This window comes from Yersinia sp. 1252 StPb PI, assembly GCF_048593885.1.
In the GTDB taxonomy this organism is placed as follows: domain Bacteria; phylum Pseudomonadota; class Gammaproteobacteria; order Enterobacterales; family Enterobacteriaceae; genus Yersinia; species Yersinia enterocolitica_E.
In genome coordinates this window covers 61,608-79,934 of record NZ_JAZGQE010000001.1, presented here as the reverse complement: position 1 = coordinate 79,934, position 18,327 = coordinate 61,608, and the positions used below count along the sequence as shown (strand labels likewise).

Sequence of the window (18,327 nt, the reverse complement as noted above, 5' to 3'; positions counted from 1 at the left end):
ATTTAAATTTGCCGTGAATTCATCTATTTAGGCACCTTAATTTATTGTGATTTTAAACACAATCTATTAACAGTCAGATTGAGATATCACGCATCAAAAAGGCGCATAAGACGTATGCATTTTAGAGTAAATCGCTTATTCATTAATGATATAGCGCACATTATTCTAAAATTTACTGAAGTATTCATGACAGGTTAATCGGCGGTTACATTACACCCTTCCGTTACATCAGAACAACATCATTTTAATAACATTTTAGTTACTCACGCCGAATGTTGATAAAAACTGATTTAGCATAATCGTAACAGTAAGATGATATGAAAATTTCACCACACCTTGATATCAGTGCTTTTATCACCAATACTCCATAGTCATGTTGAATAAAAATTCATTTATATGCATAATAATCCTATTCACTATTGACTGATCAAGGCATAGAAAATGCGTAATCCCGCAAAACAAGAAGATCTTATCAAAGCGTTTAAAGCGTTATTGAAAGAAGAGAAATTCAGTTCTCAAGGTGAGATCGTTTTGGCCTTGCAGGAAGAAGGCTTCGAAAATATCAACCAATCCAAAGTTTCACGTATGCTAACCAAATTCGGTGCGGTTAGAACGCGTAATGCCAAAATGGAGATGGTTTACTGCTTACCCGCAGAATTGGGGGTGCCAACAACCAGTAGCCCACTAAAAAATCTGGTCTTGGATGTCGATTATAATGATTCAGTCGTTGTGATTAATACCAGCCCTGGTGCGGCACAGCTGATCGCCCGCCTGCTGGATTCATTAGGTAAGGCTGAAGGGATCTTAGGCAGTATTGCTGGTGACGATACCATTTTCACAACGCCTGCCAGAGGTTTTACGGTTAAACAACTGCATGAAGCCATTCTTGGGCTATTCGAACAAGAGCTTTAATTCCACATCTTTATGTCTGATGTATATAGATGCGGCCTTCTGCGCCGCACTGTATCCCTGTCACCGTTATCCGATTAATCATACCTTCATAGCCTTTAACCAGGGCATATAACTACTGATTTCGGTCTAAGCCACAAAATAATTCTGCTTATCTCTCCCTTACAGTCAAACCTACCACTGACTAACGCACTTTTAGTCAAAAACGCTTATTCAATTGAAAACATTAAGTTTTTACTTGAGCGTGCTGTTTTTTAATCACTTTTTATTCCTTTTAGTTCTTAAAAAGTAGTCACTAACGATAAAGTGACCTTAAATATTATTAGCTTGCTATTAATATTCTCAGTTACTAGATGTATACTCATTTTCGTGACGTAAATCACACTTCATGCAAAGTGATAAAGAATAAATAGAGGCAATAACATGAATATTAAAACTACCATCGCAACCGCCAGCATTCTCTCTGTACTGTCATTTGGTGTTTTTGCAGCAGATTCTATCAATGAGAATCAGGCTGCAAAATTACAACCAATGGGCACCATTACCGTCAGTGGCCTTAACGGCGCACCATCCGATATTCGTCAGGCGCTGTCTGATAAAGCTGATGCTATGGGCGCTAAAGCTTACAAAGTGATCGAAGTGCGAGAAGAAAATAACTGGCATGCCACTGCCAAGATTTACCAGTAATTCGCGATAGATAGATCAAAAATGGCGTGAAGCCCAAATTGAAAAAAATTAAATAAACAGTAAAAACAATAAACTAAAAGTACCAGAATCATTAAAAGTACTTTTGGATTGTTGAATCTGATTAAGGAAAAATCATGAAAATCAAAACTACTCTGGCAGCCCTGAGTTTACTTTCTGTTGTTGCTTTCGGCGCATCTGCTGCGGAATCAATCAATGCCGCCCAAGCAAGCAAAATGACTGATTTAGGCGCAGTCAGTGTGAGCGCGATTACCGGTGCTCCTTCTGATATTGAGCAGGCCATCGCGAAAAAAGCTGATAGTGAAGGCGCTACGGCATACAAAATCATTGGTATGCATCAAGACAATGGTTGGCACGCCACAGCTAAGATTTACAAATAAGATTAAGCGCCAGCAGTGAAAGTAAATGCCCCGCTCAGAGGGGCATACTTTCGTATCTTGATGATTTATTCAATAGACTGAAAATAAAGATAAATACTAATTTTTAGCTTATTGAATAGAGTATTGATTGCAACAAGGTATTGGCTGAAGTCAGCCCACATCCGAATAATCCCTCGTCTATCCGACGAACCCTTTACCCCCGCTATCGCGGGGGCTTTTTTTATCCGACTTAATCCTGCGATAGAGCTTCTTGCTCCGCTTTTTTATCCAAAGCGCTCAGCAATTTGTTATGAATCCCACCAAAACCACCGTTACTCATCACTAGAATGTGATCACCCGGTTGTGCTGTTTTCACGATCATATCGACTAACGCATCAATATCAGCACTCCAATGTGCAGGCTGAATACAAGCTTCGGCCACTTCCACTACCTGCCAAGGAATATGCTGCGGCTGGAACAGGAACACTTCATCCGCACGGCCTAATGAAGGTGCTAACTCATTTTTACATAGCCCTAATTTCATGGTGTTAGAACGTGGCTCTAAAACAGCCAAAATACGCGCAGTCCCACCCACTTTACTGCGCAGTGCCGCCAGAGTGGCAAGAATAGCGGTTGGATGGTGAGCAAAATCATCATAAACCGTGACACCATGAGCTTCACCCCGCAATTCCAGCCGGCGACGAGCATTAATAAAATCACCCAGTGCCTTGCAAGCATCGGCGGGTAAAACCCCCACATGACGGGCGGCAGCGATCGCCATCAAACCGTTATGCATATTGTGTTCACCCACCAGTGACCAGCTGACCTCACCCACTAATTTATTATCAAGAAACACTTCATAAACACTGGCATCGGTTGATACTTTGCGCGCCGACCAACTGCCAGTTTCGCCGACCAACTCTTGCTCACTCCAGCAGCCCATCGCCATCACTTGCTTCAGGTGATTATCATTATCCGGCACGATGATTTTGCCTTTCCCTGGCACTAAACGTACCAGATGATGGAATTGCTTCTGGATAGCTTTCAGATCGTCAAAAATATCCGCATGATCGAACTCAAGGTTATTCATAACCAGCGTTCTTGGGCTGTAGTGAACAAACTTAGAGCGCTTATCAAAGAAGGCGCAATCATATTCATCAGCTTCAATGACAAAGAATGGGCTATTACCTAAACGTGCTGATACATCAAAATTACCCGGCACTCCGCCAATGACGAATCCCGGTTCATAACCACAGGCTTCCAGAATCCAGGTCACCATACCCGCAGTGGTGGTTTTTCCGTGTGTACCCGCCACCGCTAATACCCAGCGCTCTGGCAATACATGGTCATGTAACCATTGTGGGCCGGAAACATAAGGGATGCCTTGCTCTAATACTGCTTCAACACAAGGGTTACCACGGCTCATGGCATTACCAATGATCACTAAATCCGGGGTGGGACTCAGTTGAGCTGGGTCATATCCCTGAATTAAATCGATCCCTTGATTCTCCAGCAACGTGCTCATTGGTGGATACACGTTAGCATCCGCTCCTGTCACTTCATGACCTAATGAGCGGGCCAGCATTGCCAGGCCGCCCATAAAAGTGCCGCAGATACCTAATATGTGAATGCGCATAAATTTTCCGTATTAATAAGCTTCGAGTTTGTAACCATTCTACCGCTCAGAATCAAAGAGAAGAAATGGAATTGCCTATGAATCATTCTCACCTTTGGGCTACACTGCTGCCATCAGGTGTGTTGTTTGTTAATAAATCGATATTTAACCGTAGATCCAGGGATTGAGTCATGAAAACGTTAGGCGAATTCATCGTTGAGAAACAGCTAGACTTCTCTCACGCCACCGGCGAATTAACTGCATTACTTTCAGCAATCAAACTCGGCGCGAAGATTATTCATCGCGATATCAACAAAGCAGGTCTGGTTGATATTTTAGGTGCCAGCGGTGTTTCCAATATTCAAGGCGAAGACCAGATGAAACTGGACTTGTTTGCCAATGAAAAATTAAAAGCGGCCCTAAAGGCGCGTGGCGAAGTTGCCGGTATCGCCTCCGAAGAAGAAGATGATATTGTTATCTTTGATGGTGGCCGGGCAGAAAATGCCAAATATGTCGTTCTGATGGATCCGCTGGATGGTTCTTCAAATATCGATGTGAATGTATCCGTCGGTACTATTTTCTCCATCTATCGCCGCATTACCCCATTTGGTACTCCGATTACTGAAGCTGACTTCCTGCAACCTGGCACTAAACAAGTTGCCGCAGGTTATGTCGTCTACGGTTCTTCAACCATGCTGGTCTATACCACAGGTTACGGTGTCCATACTTTCACTTATGATCCGTCGCTGGGCGTTTTCTGTTTATCCGGCGAAAAAGTGCGTTATCCCGCAACCGGTTGCATGTATTCCATCAACGAAGGGAACTACATTAAATTCCCATTGGGTGTGAAGAAATACATCAAGTACTGCCAGGAACAAGATGAAGCCACCCAGCGCCCGTATACCTCACGCTACATTGGTTCACTGGTTGCCGACTTCCATCGTAACTTATTGAAAGGCGGTATTTATATTTACCCAAGCACCGCTAGCCACCCACAAGGGAAACTGCGTTTACTGTACGAATGCAACCCTATGGCCTTCTTGGCAGAACAAGCCGGTGGTAAGGCGACGGATGGGGTGAACCGCATTTTGGATATCGTGCCAGAGAAACTGCATCAGCGCGCACCTTTCTTTGTCGGTACCAAATCCATGGTGGAAGATGCGGAAGGTTTTATTGCCAAATTCCCGGATGAAGAAGCCAAGTAATTTGGGTAAATACAGTTAAAAAAGAGAGCAGCGGCCCCTAAGCCGCTGCTTTTTTATGCTCCAACCGCCAACTCATGATTGTGCAATTTAAACACTGCCATACTGGCTGACAATGCATTGGCTTGCTCTTCTAATGATCGCGTCGCCGCGGCGGCCTGTTCAACCAATGCGGCGTTCTGCTGGGCAACCTGATCCATTTGCGCAATAGCTACATTCACTTGCTCAATACCGCTACTTTGTTCATAACTTGCGGCTGAGATCTCACGCATCAATGCCGTTACCCGGCTAACTTCATCAGCGATCTCATGCATGGTTTTCCCTGCCGATTCGGCCATGTCTGCGCCCTCCTTCACCCGACTTTGCGACTCAACAATCAGATCTTTGATCTCTTTCGCCGACTGCGCACTGCGTTGTGCCAGATTACGTACCTCACCCGCGACCACAGCAAAACCACGCCCCTGTTCACCGGCTCTGGCGGCCTCAACCGCAGCGTTAAGTGCCAGAATATTAGTCTGAAACGCAATACCATCAATTACGGCAATAATATCGGAGATACGGCGCGAACTGGTGGTAATTGCCTGCATCTTATCAACCACATGACTCACGGCCTCACTGCCCTTATTGGCAATATCCGATACACTCATCGCCAAACGATTAGCCTGATCCGAGTTTTCAGCATTCATTTTTACGGTTGAGGTCAACTGCTCCATGCTGGCCGCAGTCTGTTCCAAAGAAGACGCCGACTCCTCTGTACGTTCAGCCAAATGACTGTTACCGGCAGCTAATTCCCGCGAGCCAATACCAATCTGCCCACCCACATCCCGTACATTACTCACTGACGCCACCAGCGATTGCTGCATCGTCTGTAACGCCTTTGCCAATCGGGCCAATTCAGTGTTGCCCTCACTATTGATACTGTGAGTTAAATCACCAGCAGCTATATATTCCAACTGATGAATTGATTGCACCAACGGCTGCAAAATAATGTATTTGAGCGCAAACCATGCCAGTACCGCAGAGATCAACGTGATCACCCCAGCAGCTACAATGATCGTCAGTTTAATTTTGGCGGCATTATTTGCATTGGCGATTTGCAATTGACCAGCATCCAGTGCATAGCTGCGAAAGGCAGTGACATCATTGTTAAAGGCTTTACTAATGTCGGTAATACTCTTTTCCAATACAGCGTAATACTCGTCAGCATACCCCGCCTTGATCGCGGTCAGCATGGGTATTACGCCCTTATCAATATAATTTTTATAACTTTTCTGGATATTTATCGCCAATCCCTGCCCGTCTCCCCGGTCAGATACCGCACTGACAAAACGTGCCATCTCTTTTTGCGATAATGCCAGTGAACCTTCAGCCTGTTTTGCCGTTTGTAACGATTCCTCAATCAGACCAATTTCTAACTGATGGATCGCCAGAGCTGCTTCAGTTCTGGCGCTTAACGTGGCATTAAAGCTATTAGATAGAGATCCCAGTTCCTCCCCCTGGATTTGATTTATGATTTGCAACGAGCGCGAACTTTCCTGAATTGAATTAATCCCGATAACACTGACAACTAATAAAATCAACGACATAAAGCTTAGCTGGGCAATAAGCCCATTCTTAATGGTAATCTTTTTTAACATCGGTTTTTTTCCGGTTATGTGCAAATGGTTAAGATTACAAAGCGTTAGCATTACAGCGGACGGTCTTATTGTTTGATTAAGTTATCGGCTATACAGATGTCAGCTTGAACTCTCACCGGAAAAACAGCTCAAAATAGATACATTTAGCGAATGACGGGATTTTATCTCACTGAAATGGCCCTCACTCAGGCAATCTCACCGCTATCTGACAGTGAAAAGGGCGGGAATTCACAAAAGAGTTGGCTATAATAGCCAGCACTCCATTTCTGGTTTGATAAAAGGAAACCGACATGAGCTTGAACCAAGTACCCGCAGGTAAAGACCTGCCAGAAGATATCTATGTAGTGATCGAAATCCCTGCGAATGCGGATCCGATCAAATATGAAATCGATAAAGAGACTGGCTCGCTGTTTGTAGACCGCTTCATGTCTACTGCCATGTTCTATCCATGTAACTACGGTTATATCAACAACACCCTGTCATTAGATGGCGACCCGGTTGATGTGCTAGTGCCAACACCGTATCCGTTGCAACCAGGTTCCGTGATTCGTTGCCGTCCGGTTGGCGTGTTAAAAATGACTGACGAAGCGGGCGAAGATGCCAAGCTGGTTGCGGTTCCACACAGCAAACTGACCAAAGAATACGACCACGTTAAAGATGTAAATGATCTGCCAGAACTGCTGAAAGCGCAGATCAAACATTTCTTTGAACATTACAAAGACTTGGAAACAGGCAAGTGGGTGAAAGTGGATGGTTGGGAAGATGCCGCCGCAGCTAAAGCCGAGATCCTGGCCTCTTTCGAACGTGCGAAGAAGTAATTTCCCGTTTCGCATGCCAAAAAGCGCCTCTTGAGGATGCTTTAAGCGCGAAAAGTAAAAACACCGCCTTGTGAGCGGTGTTTTTTTTTGCTAATAACAGCTTAATTTTACGGCTTGTCGCTCTCTTCATGGCGTTTTAGCCAATCGCCACTGTAGATACGTGGCACACCTTCGAGCGGTAAGCGATAAAGGTATATCCACGCGCTACCATAAGGCGTCTGAATCAGCTCGCGCCGGTAATCCTTAGTATTACTTTTAAGTTCATCTAACTCATTCATAATAGATGAGTTAATCCGATAAACCTCACAATGCACAGTGCCGTCTCCGGGGATAACCGCCGGATAATGACCTAAGTTGTACATATCAAAGCCTGCAAGGTCATGTTCACCCAACCACTGGGCGTCCGTCATCCAATGACTATTACCTTGCTTGCGCCGTAAACTACCGTAGACAATAATTCGCATGGTTAGAACTCAAACTGATAAAGCACATCTAATGCCTGATCAATACCAGACACCGCTTCCAGATACAACCTTGGCATCAATCGATAACGTAATGTTAACGTCGCCAGCGAGTCAAATATACCCACACCGTATTTTACTTGCAGATCTTTAGTGACATAACCACTTACCACGACTTGTGAGCTATCACCGACTCCCTGCGTATCCAGTGCCAGGTTACTGACACCAAATGCCTCGCCGATTTTACCCACAAGTTTACCGCTCTGCGCAACCCCCATGCCAATAAGCATTGAGGTCATCATGCCACTGTCGGCCCCCGAATTACTCAACCCCTGACCACGCAACAGGTATGATAACGCCTCCTGCTGTGACATAGCCGGATCCGAGAATACTTCTAGCCGTGGAGCATCAGCCATCCCGGTAACCCGCACACCAGCAGTAACACCGTCTGCCGTAGCATCTGGATTTCGTATCGCTTCAATATTGAGTAGCGGCTGATCCGGCGGGCCGGAGAACAGCAATATCCCTTTATTGACGATTAAATCCTGACCATAAGCACGGAAGCTACCCGACGGAATATTAATTTGCCCGTTCAAGCCCAACCCGCGCTGATCCTGGATCATTTTCAAATTACCTTGCAAACGGGCTTTCAAACCAAATGCATTCAGACGCACATCATTACCTACCCGAATCACCAGATTACTGTTGATTGGAATACTGGCCGTCCGTGGGGAGATAGGTTTCAGATCGTTATTGAGCATCACCTCATCTGATGAGACACCCACCGCATTTTCCGGCACTTCCTGCACCGTTATCCGCGCCCATGGAATATCGACCGAACCATTGAGGGTGAATAACTGCGGTGTCGCTTCAAAAACAATGTCCGGTGAAACATCAATCCGCACCATCGGTGGAACCGTGACCCGTAACTTATTGCCTTTTGCGGCGATTCGGGCACGCCAGGCATTGATATCACGCCAATCGGCATCACCGGAGAGATTGAGCTGCCCTTGAGAAGTCCGAATTAACCCCTCCAACGTTGAGGTCATACCGTCGAAGTTCATCACCAGACGCCCTTCGGTAATATCAAATGGCATCCAGCTACCATCAACATCGACATTATCCAGCGCCAAACGACCAAAGACTAGCGGGCTCTTCGCATTCCCCCCTAAACGCAGATTGGCGTTTAATGTACCAGCGGCTTTTTCACCATCACTCAGTATCGGGTTAATCATTGCCAAAGAAATATTACTGATAGCAATATTACCGGACAAATTGCGCCGCCCTTGTGGATCAGCAACCTGTACCTGCCCGGAGAACTGGCCGTTATTCACCAGTTTAATCAACCAATCAGCCCGCACTTGCCCATTGGTTAGGCCACCATTGAGATTCAGCGTTTCAAAAGCAATCGGTAGCGGGTTCCCTTGCACCATTTGCTGCACTTTAACCCCATTGCCACTGAGCGATACCCGTACATCTGGCAGGTTACCACCGGCCGTCCAACTGACATCGGCCCGGCCAGTGAACACGCCACTCATGGTGGTATCCGGCCCAAGGAATGGTTTTATCATCGCTAAATCAAAGCGATTAAGCACCACACTCGCCTGCCCACTAGGGCCAGCTTCAATGGCCCGAGGAACACAAAGTTCTGCATTTGGGTTAAGCCAACAGTGGGGTCCGATGGTGACCCGCTGTTGGCTATTTTGGTAATCCAATGCCATCGCACGGCTTAAACGCCATTCACCTACCGGCGTATCGAAACGCGTGTTATTAAGCGAACCGCGCCAACGTTGTTGTTGGCGATCGAAGCTCCCATCCAGCGCCAACTGACCGGAAACGGGTTCCCCTTGTATATTCAGGCGCACCTGATGCTGTTTTTCGCTACCCCGGGCATCTAGCGTCAATAAACTTACAACCAACTCCGCTTGCTTGAGTTGCTCAACCCTAACGGCCAATTGACCCTGAATCTGATCCGTGGAGCGAACGTCGCCATCAATCTTAACCCGGTTAATGGTCAGTTCCTGCCATTGCAGGCGGCTGGCGGTGAGGTCCACTAACAGTTGTGGTGCTGTAAGGTTGCCGCGCAATTTCAGCGCCCCTTTCATCACGCCTCCCAATCCCGGTAACGCACCATCAAGTTGTGGCGCATCCACAGTGGCATCGAGCTGCCAGGTGTCACTAAGGTTACCTCTCACATCTAGCCTATTACGGCCCAATGCCAGATTAATGCCCGGAATATGCCACTGGCCTGCCGCATTCCCTGTCAGGGAGCCACGGGCCGTCACACGGTTTTGTTTCACATTCCCGTCCAGTACCAGCTCCGGTACTTGTAATTGCCAACTACCACCGTGGATACTGCCACGGGTGACAATTCTACCATCCAGTTTTGCTGGCCACTCCGGCCACTGCTTCGCAGTGTTAATACCCGATAAGGTTAATACCGAGTTCCAACTGATTGCTTTACTCCAATCCACTACGCCAGTCAGGTCAGTGTTACCTTGCAATGCCGCCAGACGTAAACGGGTCAGATTGAATTGCTCAACACTCCCTTTACCGTCAAGAGTGAACACTGCCGGTGGCAGGTCAGTGCCTTTAAAATCAGAACGGATCGAGAGTGCGTAATCTGTCGCCTGCCCATTGAGGCGCATTCGAAGATTATCAATTTGATATTGCGGTTCGCCACTCAACGGCCAACGCAGTTGCTTGCTTTGTAGAGTTAACGCCAGTGGCAAACCAGCCTGTGCCAGCGCAGTTTCTGCATCCAGTTGCGCGCTCACCGGGCCTGACAGATTGAGTGCCACGTTGAGTTTTTCGCGCAGCGCACCACCGACAGTTAATTTTACTTTTTCGCCTTTCAACGGCTCAATGTTCAGCGCACTATTGATGACCATACTCACTGGCCACTTATCGGCCAGCGTGGCGTCACCCTGTGCTGACAGCCCACCCTGTGGCGATTTAATCTCCAGCTTATCCAGTGTTATTTGGTTTTGTTGCGTGCTGGCTTGCAGCAAAAGACTACTGATAAGTACGTCGGTATCACCTGTAAGCCGGAGTTGTTGCCCTGAGATCTCTTTAATCTGTAAATCCAGCGGCAAGCGGAAGTCCGGCAATTCTGGCAGTAACGGTTTAGCAAACAGCGCTTTTAACGTTTCACCTAGCGGAGCTTCCTGCTCTGATGGCGCGGCTGCCTGTTGCTCAACCGCTTCTTTTACCGCGATAGCCGTTTCAACCGCAGGTTTAGCCGCATCCGGCACCATCGCTGGCACCGTTTTTGGTAAAGCTATCAATAACCCACTGATTTTGGTTGGCATTAGTGCCAGTGCGCGCTGTTGCCAATGTGCTCCAGTGCGGAATTCATCCAGTGAAATCGCGGTGTCATCAATAGTGACTTTGACATTATTCAGCGACAGCATACGCAATGTAATGGGGTACGGAGTACTAAGTTCCCCCATCGGTTCACTACTGGCAGGAGCAGGGGCCGCAGGTGGCATGGCGTTGGTATCCACCACCACATCAATATCTTGTGCCGTCAGGGCATTAATGCACAACTCACTGCGTTTTAGACAAGAGAGCTGTAATGAAAGATGGAACTGCCCTGCTTTAACAGTGACACCCGGCATTTGATATTGAATGCCTTTTAAGGTGAGGTCACGCCACCCCCCACTGACACTGGCGATATCCAGCCCGGGAACCCAACGTGCGGCACTGTTTATCACAAAATGTAGACCACTGGTGGTGCCTAACAAACCCGCCAAAGCCCCGACCAGCAGCAGGATAATGAGCAGAAATGCGATACTGAGTCTCTTTATCCACTTCCCTCCCTTTACCAACATCATAGTTCAGGCCCCAAACCGATATAAAATTGCACGCCACGTGCTTCGTTGTCACCAATAGGTTTGGCGATGTCTAGCTTGATCGGACCGACCGGAGAAGCCCAACGGACCCCAACCCCGGCGCCAGTTTTGAAATCGCTCTTGCGAATATCGTTAACCGCTTCACCCGAATCGACGAATACAGCCCCCCACCATCTTCCGGTAACGTTATATTGATACTCAAGCGTACCGGTTGCCAGTTTAGAGGCACCGGTTAATTTACCTTCGCTATCGCGTGGGGAAATATCACGGAATTTATAGCCACGAATACTGCGATCCCCACCGGCGAAGAAGCGCAGTGACGGCGGTACCCGGTCGAAATCATTGGTTTCAATCCAGCCTAAGTTACCCCGAACGACAAAACGGTTCTTCTCACCCAAAGTACGAATCCACACGTTTTGCGCCTGGAATATGGCGAAATCGACATCTGACCCCCATGTGGTATCAGACACATCAATAGAATAATTCTGACTATCCCCCCACACCGGCATAGCGCCGCCGCGCTGACGGGTACGGCTGATGTTCACCCCCGGATACAGCAACATGGTGGTATCGGTGACACTACCTTGAGTAAAGTGATCCAAACTCCAACGCAGGTTAACTGAACGTTTCCAACCACTGGACAGATCCCAGAAACGGGCAACGTTCAGGGTGGTGGTGTCAGATTTTGTATCATTCAGATCGGTGCGTTTGAACCCACCCTGTAGCAGGTAATACTGTTCCAGCGGGTTTTTTAACAGTGGGATTCGATAGCTGAAATCCAGCGTCTGTTCGGGCGCGGAAAGTGTAGTACTGGTGGTTAGACTATGCCCGTAGGAGTTCATCCACGGCTTACGCCAACTGGCCGTCAGACGTGGACCGACATCGGTCGCATAACCGCCCCCCAATTCAACCGTATTTTCAGTACGTGGAGTGACGACCGCATCCAGTGGCAGGACTTTGGTTTTTCTCGCGTCGCGAAAATCCGGTGAAACCACCACCGAGTTAAACCAGTTAGTCGCAGCCAGACGGCGGTTCAATTCGGCCAGTTCATCAGAGGTATAAAACTCACCTTCATGAAAGGGCACCAAATTTTGCAGAAAATCTTCACGGATTTGCGAGCCTTGGAAGGCAACTTTACCAAACCGGTAGCGCTCGCCACTGTCAAAATCAATATCCCAAAAAGCTTTGCGCAACTCAGCAGCAACGCCCAACTGGCTTTTGATCATATTGGCGTCAAAATAACCACGGCGTAACGCTAAGCCCGTCAGTGAACTTTTGAAATTATCAAAATCACCATGATTGAGGACTGAGCCAATTTTAGGGGTATCGCGGCGTACCAGTGATAGATAATCAGGATCAGTTTTCGCCCCACCTTGCAGCACAATATCAACACCAGCAATCAAAACCGGTTCACCAGGAATCACTTTGGCAATTAAAACGGAACGTGCAGGTGCCGGGCGCGGCTGCAAATCAAAGGTGATGGTGGGGTCGTAATAACCTAACGCGCGTAGCCCCTGACGAATGGCGTCATCCACCCTTGAGCGGAAACGGCCATCGGACGTCACTTCATCCGTACCAATTGTTGATAAACGCGCCCTGACGTTTCTCTCTAAATCCCCGCTAAGACCTTCGACCTGCAACCGCACATTGGCAGCGTAGGCAAGAGGTGTGGCGAGCAATACGCACAAAAAACACAAAATAGGGTATCGTGGCACGCGTACTCCTAATTAATTTTATACCTGCCATCTTCCAAATTGCAGGTGTATTGGCAACTCTCATTACTCGACCTGACCTCTGCAAGCAGCATTTAAATCTGCTCCCAGCAGATTTGTCATCCGAATCACTTACCCTATAAGCTCATCAGGGTGCTCTCCCTTGCCGCTTTACCGCATCTTGAAACCTATTGGGTATATTTTCCTGTAAAAACGATCTGACGGACTTTTTATCACTTACGCAATCATTCCGCACTTAAAGACCGATTTAAGCCTGTTATCCCTAAAACTCCACCTTAAGCCGATACATTAACGCAGAATGGCTCTTATTGTGTGCAAACTCGCAATCAGATACAACTGTCTATACCTATTCACTGTAAACATCTTGTTATTAATTTACTGTAAACTTCAAATTCACTGTAAATATTGGAGCCTATTTTGGTGCAAAATTTTGACAAAACTGCCGTCATTGATGCGGCGAATGCCTTACCCGGGCGAATCACACCAATGCCAGTCGCAACTCTCCATGTGGTGAATGGGCATTCCATGACACATATCCCTGACGGAATGGAGATCGCTATCTTCGCCATGGGCTGCTTCTGGGGTGTTGAGCGCCTGTTCTGGCAACTGCCTGGCGTCTACAGTACTGCCGCAGGTTATTGCGGTGGCTACACGCCAAACCCAACCTATCATGAAGTTTGTAGTGGCCGCACAGCCCATGCAGAAGTGGTTCGTGTTGTCTTTGATCCGGCCATCATCAGCTATAAGCAACTATTGCAGATTTTCTGGGAAAATCACGATCCCGCCCAAGGAATGCGTCAAGGCGGAGATGTCGGAACACAATATCGTTCAGCCATTTACGTTTTGACACCTGAGCAGCAAGTGCAAGCTAACGAGAGCAAAGCCTTGTTCCAGCAAGCCATGGAGCAAGCTGGTGATCGCCGGTTGATTACCAGTGAAGTGGCGGTTGCACTGCCGTTTTACTATGCCGAGGATGACCACCAGCAATATTTGCACAAAAATCCACATGGATATTGTAACCTTGGTGGTATTGGCGTGTGTATGCCGCCTGATTTGTAAGGTTGCCCACGCGCTTATCGCTGCGATTATCCCCAAATTGCGTAGAGTTGCAGGTTGGCAGCAAGGGAATGACAAATCGCTTGGAATGCGGTTTGAACAGCATTTATGCTAGCCCACAGAGGGATTTCAAGCATGGCCGGAGTAATGAACCTAGCTAACTCCGCTGCAACTTAAAGTAAGACGGGTTATACTATTCGGGCTGTTCACTCGGCCCGATGGCGGCTTTCTGCCGTTATCTTAAATTTAAACAGTATTTTTTAATTCAAACAAATGTATGGCCTTCCTTACGATCGCCGGCGCGATTGTCGGTACGACACGGACAGATTATGTTAAACAGTATTTTACTGATTCTTTTTTTAATTGCGGTGAGTGCCTTCTTCTCATTATCAGAGATTTCACTGGCAGCTTCGCGCAAAATTAAACTAAAACTTCTGGCGGATGAAGGCGATATCAACGCCTTGCGGGTACTTAAATTACAAGAGACTCCGGGGATTTTCTTCACCGTGGTCCAGATTGGCTTGAATGCCGTCGCCATTCTGGGGGGTATCGTCGGTGATGCTGCGTTTTCTCCCTCCTTTAAATTGGTGTTTGAGCGCTTCATGTCACCAGAGCTTGCCGACCAGGTGAGTTTCATTTGCTCGTTTGTTCTGGTCACCAGTTTATTTATTCTTTTTGCCGACTTAACCCCGAAACGCATCGGTATGATTTCACCTGAAGCGGTTGCCGTTCGGATCGTCAACCCGATGCGCTTCTGTCTGATGATTTGTCGCCCACTAGTTTGGTTCTTCAATGGGATGGCGAATCTAATCTTCCGACTATTCAAGCTACCAATGGTACGCAATGATGACATCACATCAGATGATATCTATGCCGTCGTGGAAGCAGGTGCATTAGCCGGGGTGTTACGTAAGCAAGAGCATGAATTGATCGAAAACGTCTTTGAACTGGAGTCACGTACTGTTCCTTCGTCGATGACGTCACGTGAAAGTGTGATTTATTTTGATCTGCGGGAAAGCGAAGACAGCATAAAAGAGAAGATTTCGACCCATCCACACTCTAAATTCTTGGTATGTGATGGTCATATCGATCAAGTTGTGGGTTATGTCGACTCTAAAGACTTGCTGAACCGGGTATTAGGTAACCAGAGTCTGGTACTGAGCAGTGGCGTGCAAATTCGCTCAGCCCTGATTGTGCCAGACACATTGACACTCTCCGAGGCACTGGAGAGCTTTAAAACCGCCGGTGAAGACTTTGCCGTTATCCTCAACGAATACGCCCTGGTGGTTGGTATCATTACCCTGAATGACGTGATGACCACGCTGATGGGGGATTTGGTCGGTCAGGGGCAGGAAGAGCAAATTGTTGCTCGTGATGAAAGTTCATGGCTGATTGAGGGCGGCACCCCGATTGAAGATGTAATGCGAGTGCTGCATATCGATGAGTTCCCGCAGTCTGGCAATTATGAAACCATCGGCGGCTTTATGATGTATATGCTGCGCAAAATTCCCAAACGCACTGATTTCGTCAAATATGCCGGCTACAAGTTTGAAGTAGTCGATATCGATAGCTACAAAATCGATCAGCTACTGGTGACTAAACTCAGTGACCTACCAGCCCCAATCCTGCCAAAAGCCCCACACGAAAGCAGTGATGCCTAGTGAAAGTTTAAATCAGCATTATTTAAAACAATTGCGGCCCCAAAATAGGGGCCGCAATTAAATTTGTTCGGAGTGAGTTTTTTACATTTCAGCCTGCAAACGCATCACCTGCCGATTAACCTCAGACATCACCTCAAAGTGGCGTTTATCCCTAACTTTCGGGATTAAAATCTTACCTTTGTCAAACTCAAAAGCCCCCATATCTTTGATATATAACCTCCCTCGGAAAAGCGTTTTGACATACATCGCCACTTTAGCCGGATTGTAACGTTGGAAGATCCTCATTTTTTTACTTTCCTCCCATGACATCAATACGCTCCCTCTGGTGCCTTAGCGACCAAGATCACAGGTAACGTAATATAATTGCAGAGTAATAGACCTAGAGTATGGGCTTTAGTTCCGCCAAAACCAGTCATTGCTGCTGGATTTACACAAAATTACAGGGCCATATAGATAAAATGAGACTTAATTACAGAATAACCATCTAGTAAGTGTCAGAAATAAATACTGTAGCGAAACAGGACAGACCTCTGATCTGCACCTATTATTGGAAAACTGATGCCCAATAGGTTTCAAGATGCTGGCAAGCGGCAAACATAATCTGCCAACACCGCTGCAATTTGAAAGACTACGGGTAGACCTGCATGCAGGACTTAGTACCCGACATTACCCATAAGATCCCACAAGGACATGCCATGATAAAAAATAGCCTGCTGATACTGTCACTACTACTCACACCACTAATGGCCTGCGCTCACACCCTACAAATCAACCAGCGGGTACCGCCGGTGGGTGTCAGCGATAAAGGCGAATTAAATTATGATAAAGCTACTGATCAGTTTAGCTACAAAAACTGGAATAGCTCGCAACTGCCCGGCAAAGTGCGGGTCATCCAACATATTGCTGGCCGCACCTCGGCAAAAGAGCTGAATGCCCCGTTAGTGGAAGCCATTAAGCACGCTAATCTGCCACACGAACATTACCAAACGACGACAATCGTCAATACTGATGACGCCATCATCGGCACGGCAGTGTTTGTGCGTAACAGCATTGAAAGCAATAAACGCGACTTTCCCTGGTCACAATTTGTGGTCGATAGCGACGGGAATGTCAAAAAGGCCTGGGGTCTAGCGGAAAAAGGCTCGGCGATTGTGGTATTGGACCCACAAGGGAATGTGAAATTTGCCAAAGATGGCGCATTGACACCGCAGGAAGTACAGCAGGTGATCGATCAATTGCACCAACTGGTGAAACAGTAATCTCCTCTTAAGGTTTGAAGCTACTGGGGATTCGCTGCGGGCACGCACCCGAATTATATGATTCGTTTGCGTGCCACCTCCCTGCAACGCCACCCCCTTTGGCTATGTGGTTAGAATAAAGACACTCTAAAGCCGGGGTTCAGGAAAGATTCACGTGGGGTATAAGAGAGTGGTTTACCCTGCCAATCGTGAACCAGTGCTCCGGCAGCAATGGCTACTGCATGCCCGGCGGCAGTATCCCATACATTTGTAGGCCCAAAGCGCGGGTACAGTTGCGCCTTCCCTTCCGCCACCAGACAAAACTTGAGTGACGAACCGACTGATACAGTCTGGTGTTCACCTAATTGCGACAAATAATCTTCCAGTTCAGCATCACTGTGGGAGCGACTGACTACCACTAACGGCGGTAGCGCAGCACGCACCTGAATCTGCATGCGCCTGCCACATTCCTCTTTCCACGCCTGGCCGTTTTCAGCGCTGTACATCACTTCAGTCACCGGGGTATATACCACGCCAAGCACCGGTACTCCTTGGTCAATCAACGCGATATTAACGGTAAACTCGCCATTCCGATGCAGAAACTCTTTAGTACCGTCCAGAGGATCAACCAGCCAGTAGCGCTGCCAGTGTTGACGTACCGCCCAAACCGGCGGATCTTCTTCAGATAACAGCGGGATATCGGGAGTCAGTGCCGCCAATCCGGCTTTGATAATCTGGTGAGCGGCAAGATCAGCCGCTGTCACTGGCGAATCATCTTTCTTATGGGCCACATCAAGGGGTTTATCCCCCTGATAGACCGCCATAATCGCCACGCCTGCCTCGCGGGCCAACTGGCAAATTTGCTCTAACATCATCCACCCCTTGGTATTATGAGTCATGCCGGATACTGATAATGGCTGTTTAAATCGATAGTGATTGTTTAGACCAATAGTGATTATTTAGACCAATAGTGATTGTTTAGACCAATATAGTGGCTCGCGCTACTCGTTCGCCATATATACAGTTTAGAACGCAAACGTAAAAATTAATTATCTAAGCCCAGTAGATTTCCAGATGAA

General features: G+C 47.3%; 15 protein-coding genes. 8 read left to right on the top strand and 7 right to left on the bottom strand.

Annotation, left to right across the window (positions count from 1 at the left end):
* Window positions 1-441 precede the first annotated feature (441 nt).
* From argR to V2A85_RS00425, 3 genes are all read left to right on the top strand, one after another.
* Window positions 442-912, top strand: coding sequence for a transcriptional regulator ArgR (argR, locus tag V2A85_RS00435; RefSeq protein WP_004707043.1), 471 nt, complete (start codon window positions 442-444; stop codon window positions 910-912).
* A gap of 420 nt (window positions 913-1,332) precedes the next feature.
* Window positions 1,333-1,596 carry a peroxide/acid stress response protein YhcN gene (gene yhcN, locus V2A85_RS00430; RefSeq protein ID WP_372557838.1) on the top strand — a complete coding sequence of 88 codons (264 nt, stop codon included), beginning with the start codon at window positions 1,333-1,335 and terminating at the stop codon, window positions 1,594-1,596.
* Window positions 1,597-1,730: 134 nt separating this feature from the next.
* Entirely contained in the window at window positions 1,731-1,994 is a 264-nt protein-coding gene (locus V2A85_RS00425) for a YdgH/BhsA/McbA-like domain containing protein (protein WP_083160931.1), read from the top strand.
* 229 nt (window positions 1,995-2,223) lie between these two features.
* On the opposite strand, the gene mpl is transcribed toward V2A85_RS00425, so the two are convergent.
* Window positions 2,224-3,609 carry a UDP-N-acetylmuramate:L-alanyl-gamma-D-glutamyl-meso-diaminopimelate ligase gene (gene mpl / locus V2A85_RS00420; protein ID WP_372557837.1) on the bottom strand — a complete coding sequence of 462 codons (1,386 nt, stop codon included), beginning with the start codon at window positions 3,607-3,609 and terminating at the stop codon, window positions 2,224-2,226.
* Window positions 3,610-3,779: 170 nt separating this feature from the next.
* Between mpl and fbp the strand changes: the two genes are divergently transcribed.
* Window positions 3,780-4,793 carry a class 1 fructose-bisphosphatase gene (fbp, locus tag V2A85_RS00415; RefSeq protein WP_004875434.1) on the top strand — a complete coding sequence of 338 codons (1,014 nt, stop codon included), beginning with the start codon at window positions 3,780-3,782 and terminating at the stop codon, window positions 4,791-4,793.
* Window positions 4,794-4,846: 53 nt separating this feature from the next.
* On the opposite strand, the gene V2A85_RS00410 is transcribed toward fbp, so the two are convergent.
* Window positions 4,847-6,427 (bottom strand): methyl-accepting chemotaxis protein, encoded by a 1,581-nt coding sequence (locus V2A85_RS00410; RefSeq protein ID WP_420070715.1) that lies wholly within the window; start codon window positions 6,425-6,427, stop codon window positions 4,847-4,849.
* Window positions 6,428-6,717: 290 nt separating this feature from the next.
* Between V2A85_RS00410 and ppa the strand changes: the two genes are divergently transcribed.
* Window positions 6,718-7,245, top strand: coding sequence for an inorganic diphosphatase (gene ppa / locus V2A85_RS00405; RefSeq protein ID WP_083160937.1), 528 nt, complete (start codon window positions 6,718-6,720; stop codon window positions 7,243-7,245).
* Between the two features lie 107 nt (window positions 7,246-7,352).
* On the opposite strand, the gene V2A85_RS00400 is transcribed toward ppa, so the two are convergent.
* Genes V2A85_RS00400 through tamA form a run of 3 tightly spaced genes read right to left on the bottom strand, consistent with a single transcriptional unit; the run spans window position 7,353 to window position 13,275 of the window.
* Window positions 7,353-7,709 carry a gamma-glutamylcyclotransferase family protein gene (locus V2A85_RS00400; protein WP_372557835.1) on the bottom strand — a complete coding sequence of 119 codons (357 nt, stop codon included), beginning with the start codon at window positions 7,707-7,709 and terminating at the stop codon, window positions 7,353-7,355.
* A 2-nt stretch (window positions 7,710-7,711) separates the two neighbouring features.
* Window positions 7,712-11,539, bottom strand: a complete 3,828-nt coding sequence (gene tamB / locus V2A85_RS00395; RefSeq protein WP_420070717.1) for an autotransporter assembly complex protein TamB — start codon at window positions 11,537-11,539, stop codon at window positions 7,712-7,714.
* Window positions 11,539-13,275 carry an autotransporter assembly complex protein TamA gene (tamA, locus tag V2A85_RS00390; RefSeq protein WP_102970484.1) on the bottom strand — a complete coding sequence of 579 codons (1,737 nt, stop codon included), beginning with the start codon at window positions 13,273-13,275 and terminating at the stop codon, window positions 11,539-11,541. The genes tamB and tamA overlap by 1 nt, the downstream gene beginning before the upstream one ends.
* Before the next feature lie 438 nt (window positions 13,276-13,713).
* Between tamA and msrA the strand changes: the two genes are divergently transcribed.
* Complete coding sequence (gene msrA, locus V2A85_RS00385) at window positions 13,714-14,352, top strand: peptide-methionine (S)-S-oxide reductase MsrA (RefSeq protein ID WP_372557834.1); 639 nt, start codon at window positions 13,714-13,716, stop codon at window positions 14,350-14,352.
* A gap of 326 nt (window positions 14,353-14,678) precedes the next feature.
* Complete coding sequence (locus V2A85_RS00380) at window positions 14,679-16,010, top strand: hemolysin family protein (protein ID WP_083160941.1); 1,332 nt, start codon at window positions 14,679-14,681, stop codon at window positions 16,008-16,010.
* A gap of 81 nt (window positions 16,011-16,091) precedes the next feature.
* On the opposite strand, the gene V2A85_RS00375 is transcribed toward V2A85_RS00380, so the two are convergent.
* The gene (locus V2A85_RS00375) at window positions 16,092-16,295 is read right to left on the bottom strand and encodes a DUF1107 domain-containing protein (RefSeq protein WP_372559806.1); all 204 of its coding nucleotides are present in this window, start codon (window positions 16,293-16,295) and stop codon (window positions 16,092-16,094) included.
* Between the two features lie 410 nt (window positions 16,296-16,705).
* On the opposite strand from V2A85_RS00375, the gene V2A85_RS00370 reads away from it, so the two are divergent.
* Window positions 16,706-17,269, top strand: a complete 564-nt coding sequence (locus tag V2A85_RS00370; protein WP_372559805.1) for a YtfJ family protein — start codon at window positions 16,706-16,708, stop codon at window positions 17,267-17,269.
* Between the two features lie 110 nt (window positions 17,270-17,379).
* Here the strand turns inward: V2A85_RS00370 and cysQ are convergent, their stop codons facing one another.
* Window positions 17,380-18,120 (bottom strand): 3'(2'),5'-bisphosphate nucleotidase CysQ, encoded by a 741-nt coding sequence (cysQ, locus tag V2A85_RS00365; RefSeq protein WP_193784743.1) that lies wholly within the window; start codon window positions 18,118-18,120, stop codon window positions 17,380-17,382.
* Between the last annotated feature and the right edge of the window lie 207 nt (window positions 18,121-18,327).

Excerpts from the sequence above, each read along its gene's own strand:
- V2A85_RS00370 (WP_372559805.1), top strand. The coding sequence starts at position 16,706 with ATGATAAAAAATAGCCTGCTGATACTGTCACTACTACTCACACCACTA.
- tamB (WP_420070717.1), bottom strand. The coding sequence starts at position 11,539 with ATGTTGGTAAAGGGAGGGAAGTGGATAAAGAGACTCAGTATCGCATTT.
- yhcN (WP_372557838.1), top strand. The coding sequence starts at position 1,333 with ATGAATATTAAAACTACCATCGCAACCGCCAGCATTCTCTCTGTACTG.
- V2A85_RS00400 (WP_372557835.1), bottom strand. The coding sequence starts at position 7,709 with ATGCGAATTATTGTCTACGGTAGTTTACGGCGCAAGCAAGGTAATAGT.
- mpl (WP_372557837.1), bottom strand. The coding sequence starts at position 3,609 with ATGCGCATTCACATATTAGGTATCTGCGGCACTTTTATGGGCGGCCTG.
- argR (WP_004707043.1), top strand. The coding sequence starts at position 442 with ATGCGTAATCCCGCAAAACAAGAAGATCTTATCAAAGCGTTTAAAGCG.
- V2A85_RS00425 (WP_083160931.1), top strand. The coding sequence starts at position 1,731 with ATGAAAATCAAAACTACTCTGGCAGCCCTGAGTTTACTTTCTGTTGTT.
- cysQ (WP_193784743.1), bottom strand. The coding sequence starts at position 18,120 with ATGTTAGAGCAAATTTGCCAGTTGGCCCGCGAGGCAGGCGTGGCGATT.
- V2A85_RS00380 (WP_083160941.1), top strand. The coding sequence starts at position 14,679 with ATGTTAAACAGTATTTTACTGATTCTTTTTTTAATTGCGGTGAGTGCC.
- fbp (WP_004875434.1), top strand. The coding sequence starts at position 3,780 with ATGAAAACGTTAGGCGAATTCATCGTTGAGAAACAGCTAGACTTCTCT.
- V2A85_RS00375 (WP_372559806.1), bottom strand. The coding sequence starts at position 16,295 with ATGAGGATCTTCCAACGTTACAATCCGGCTAAAGTGGCGATGTATGTC.
- V2A85_RS00410 (WP_420070715.1), bottom strand. The coding sequence starts at position 6,427 with ATGTTAAAAAAGATTACCATTAAGAATGGGCTTATTGCCCAGCTAAGC.
- ppa (WP_083160937.1), top strand. The coding sequence starts at position 6,718 with ATGAGCTTGAACCAAGTACCCGCAGGTAAAGACCTGCCAGAAGATATC.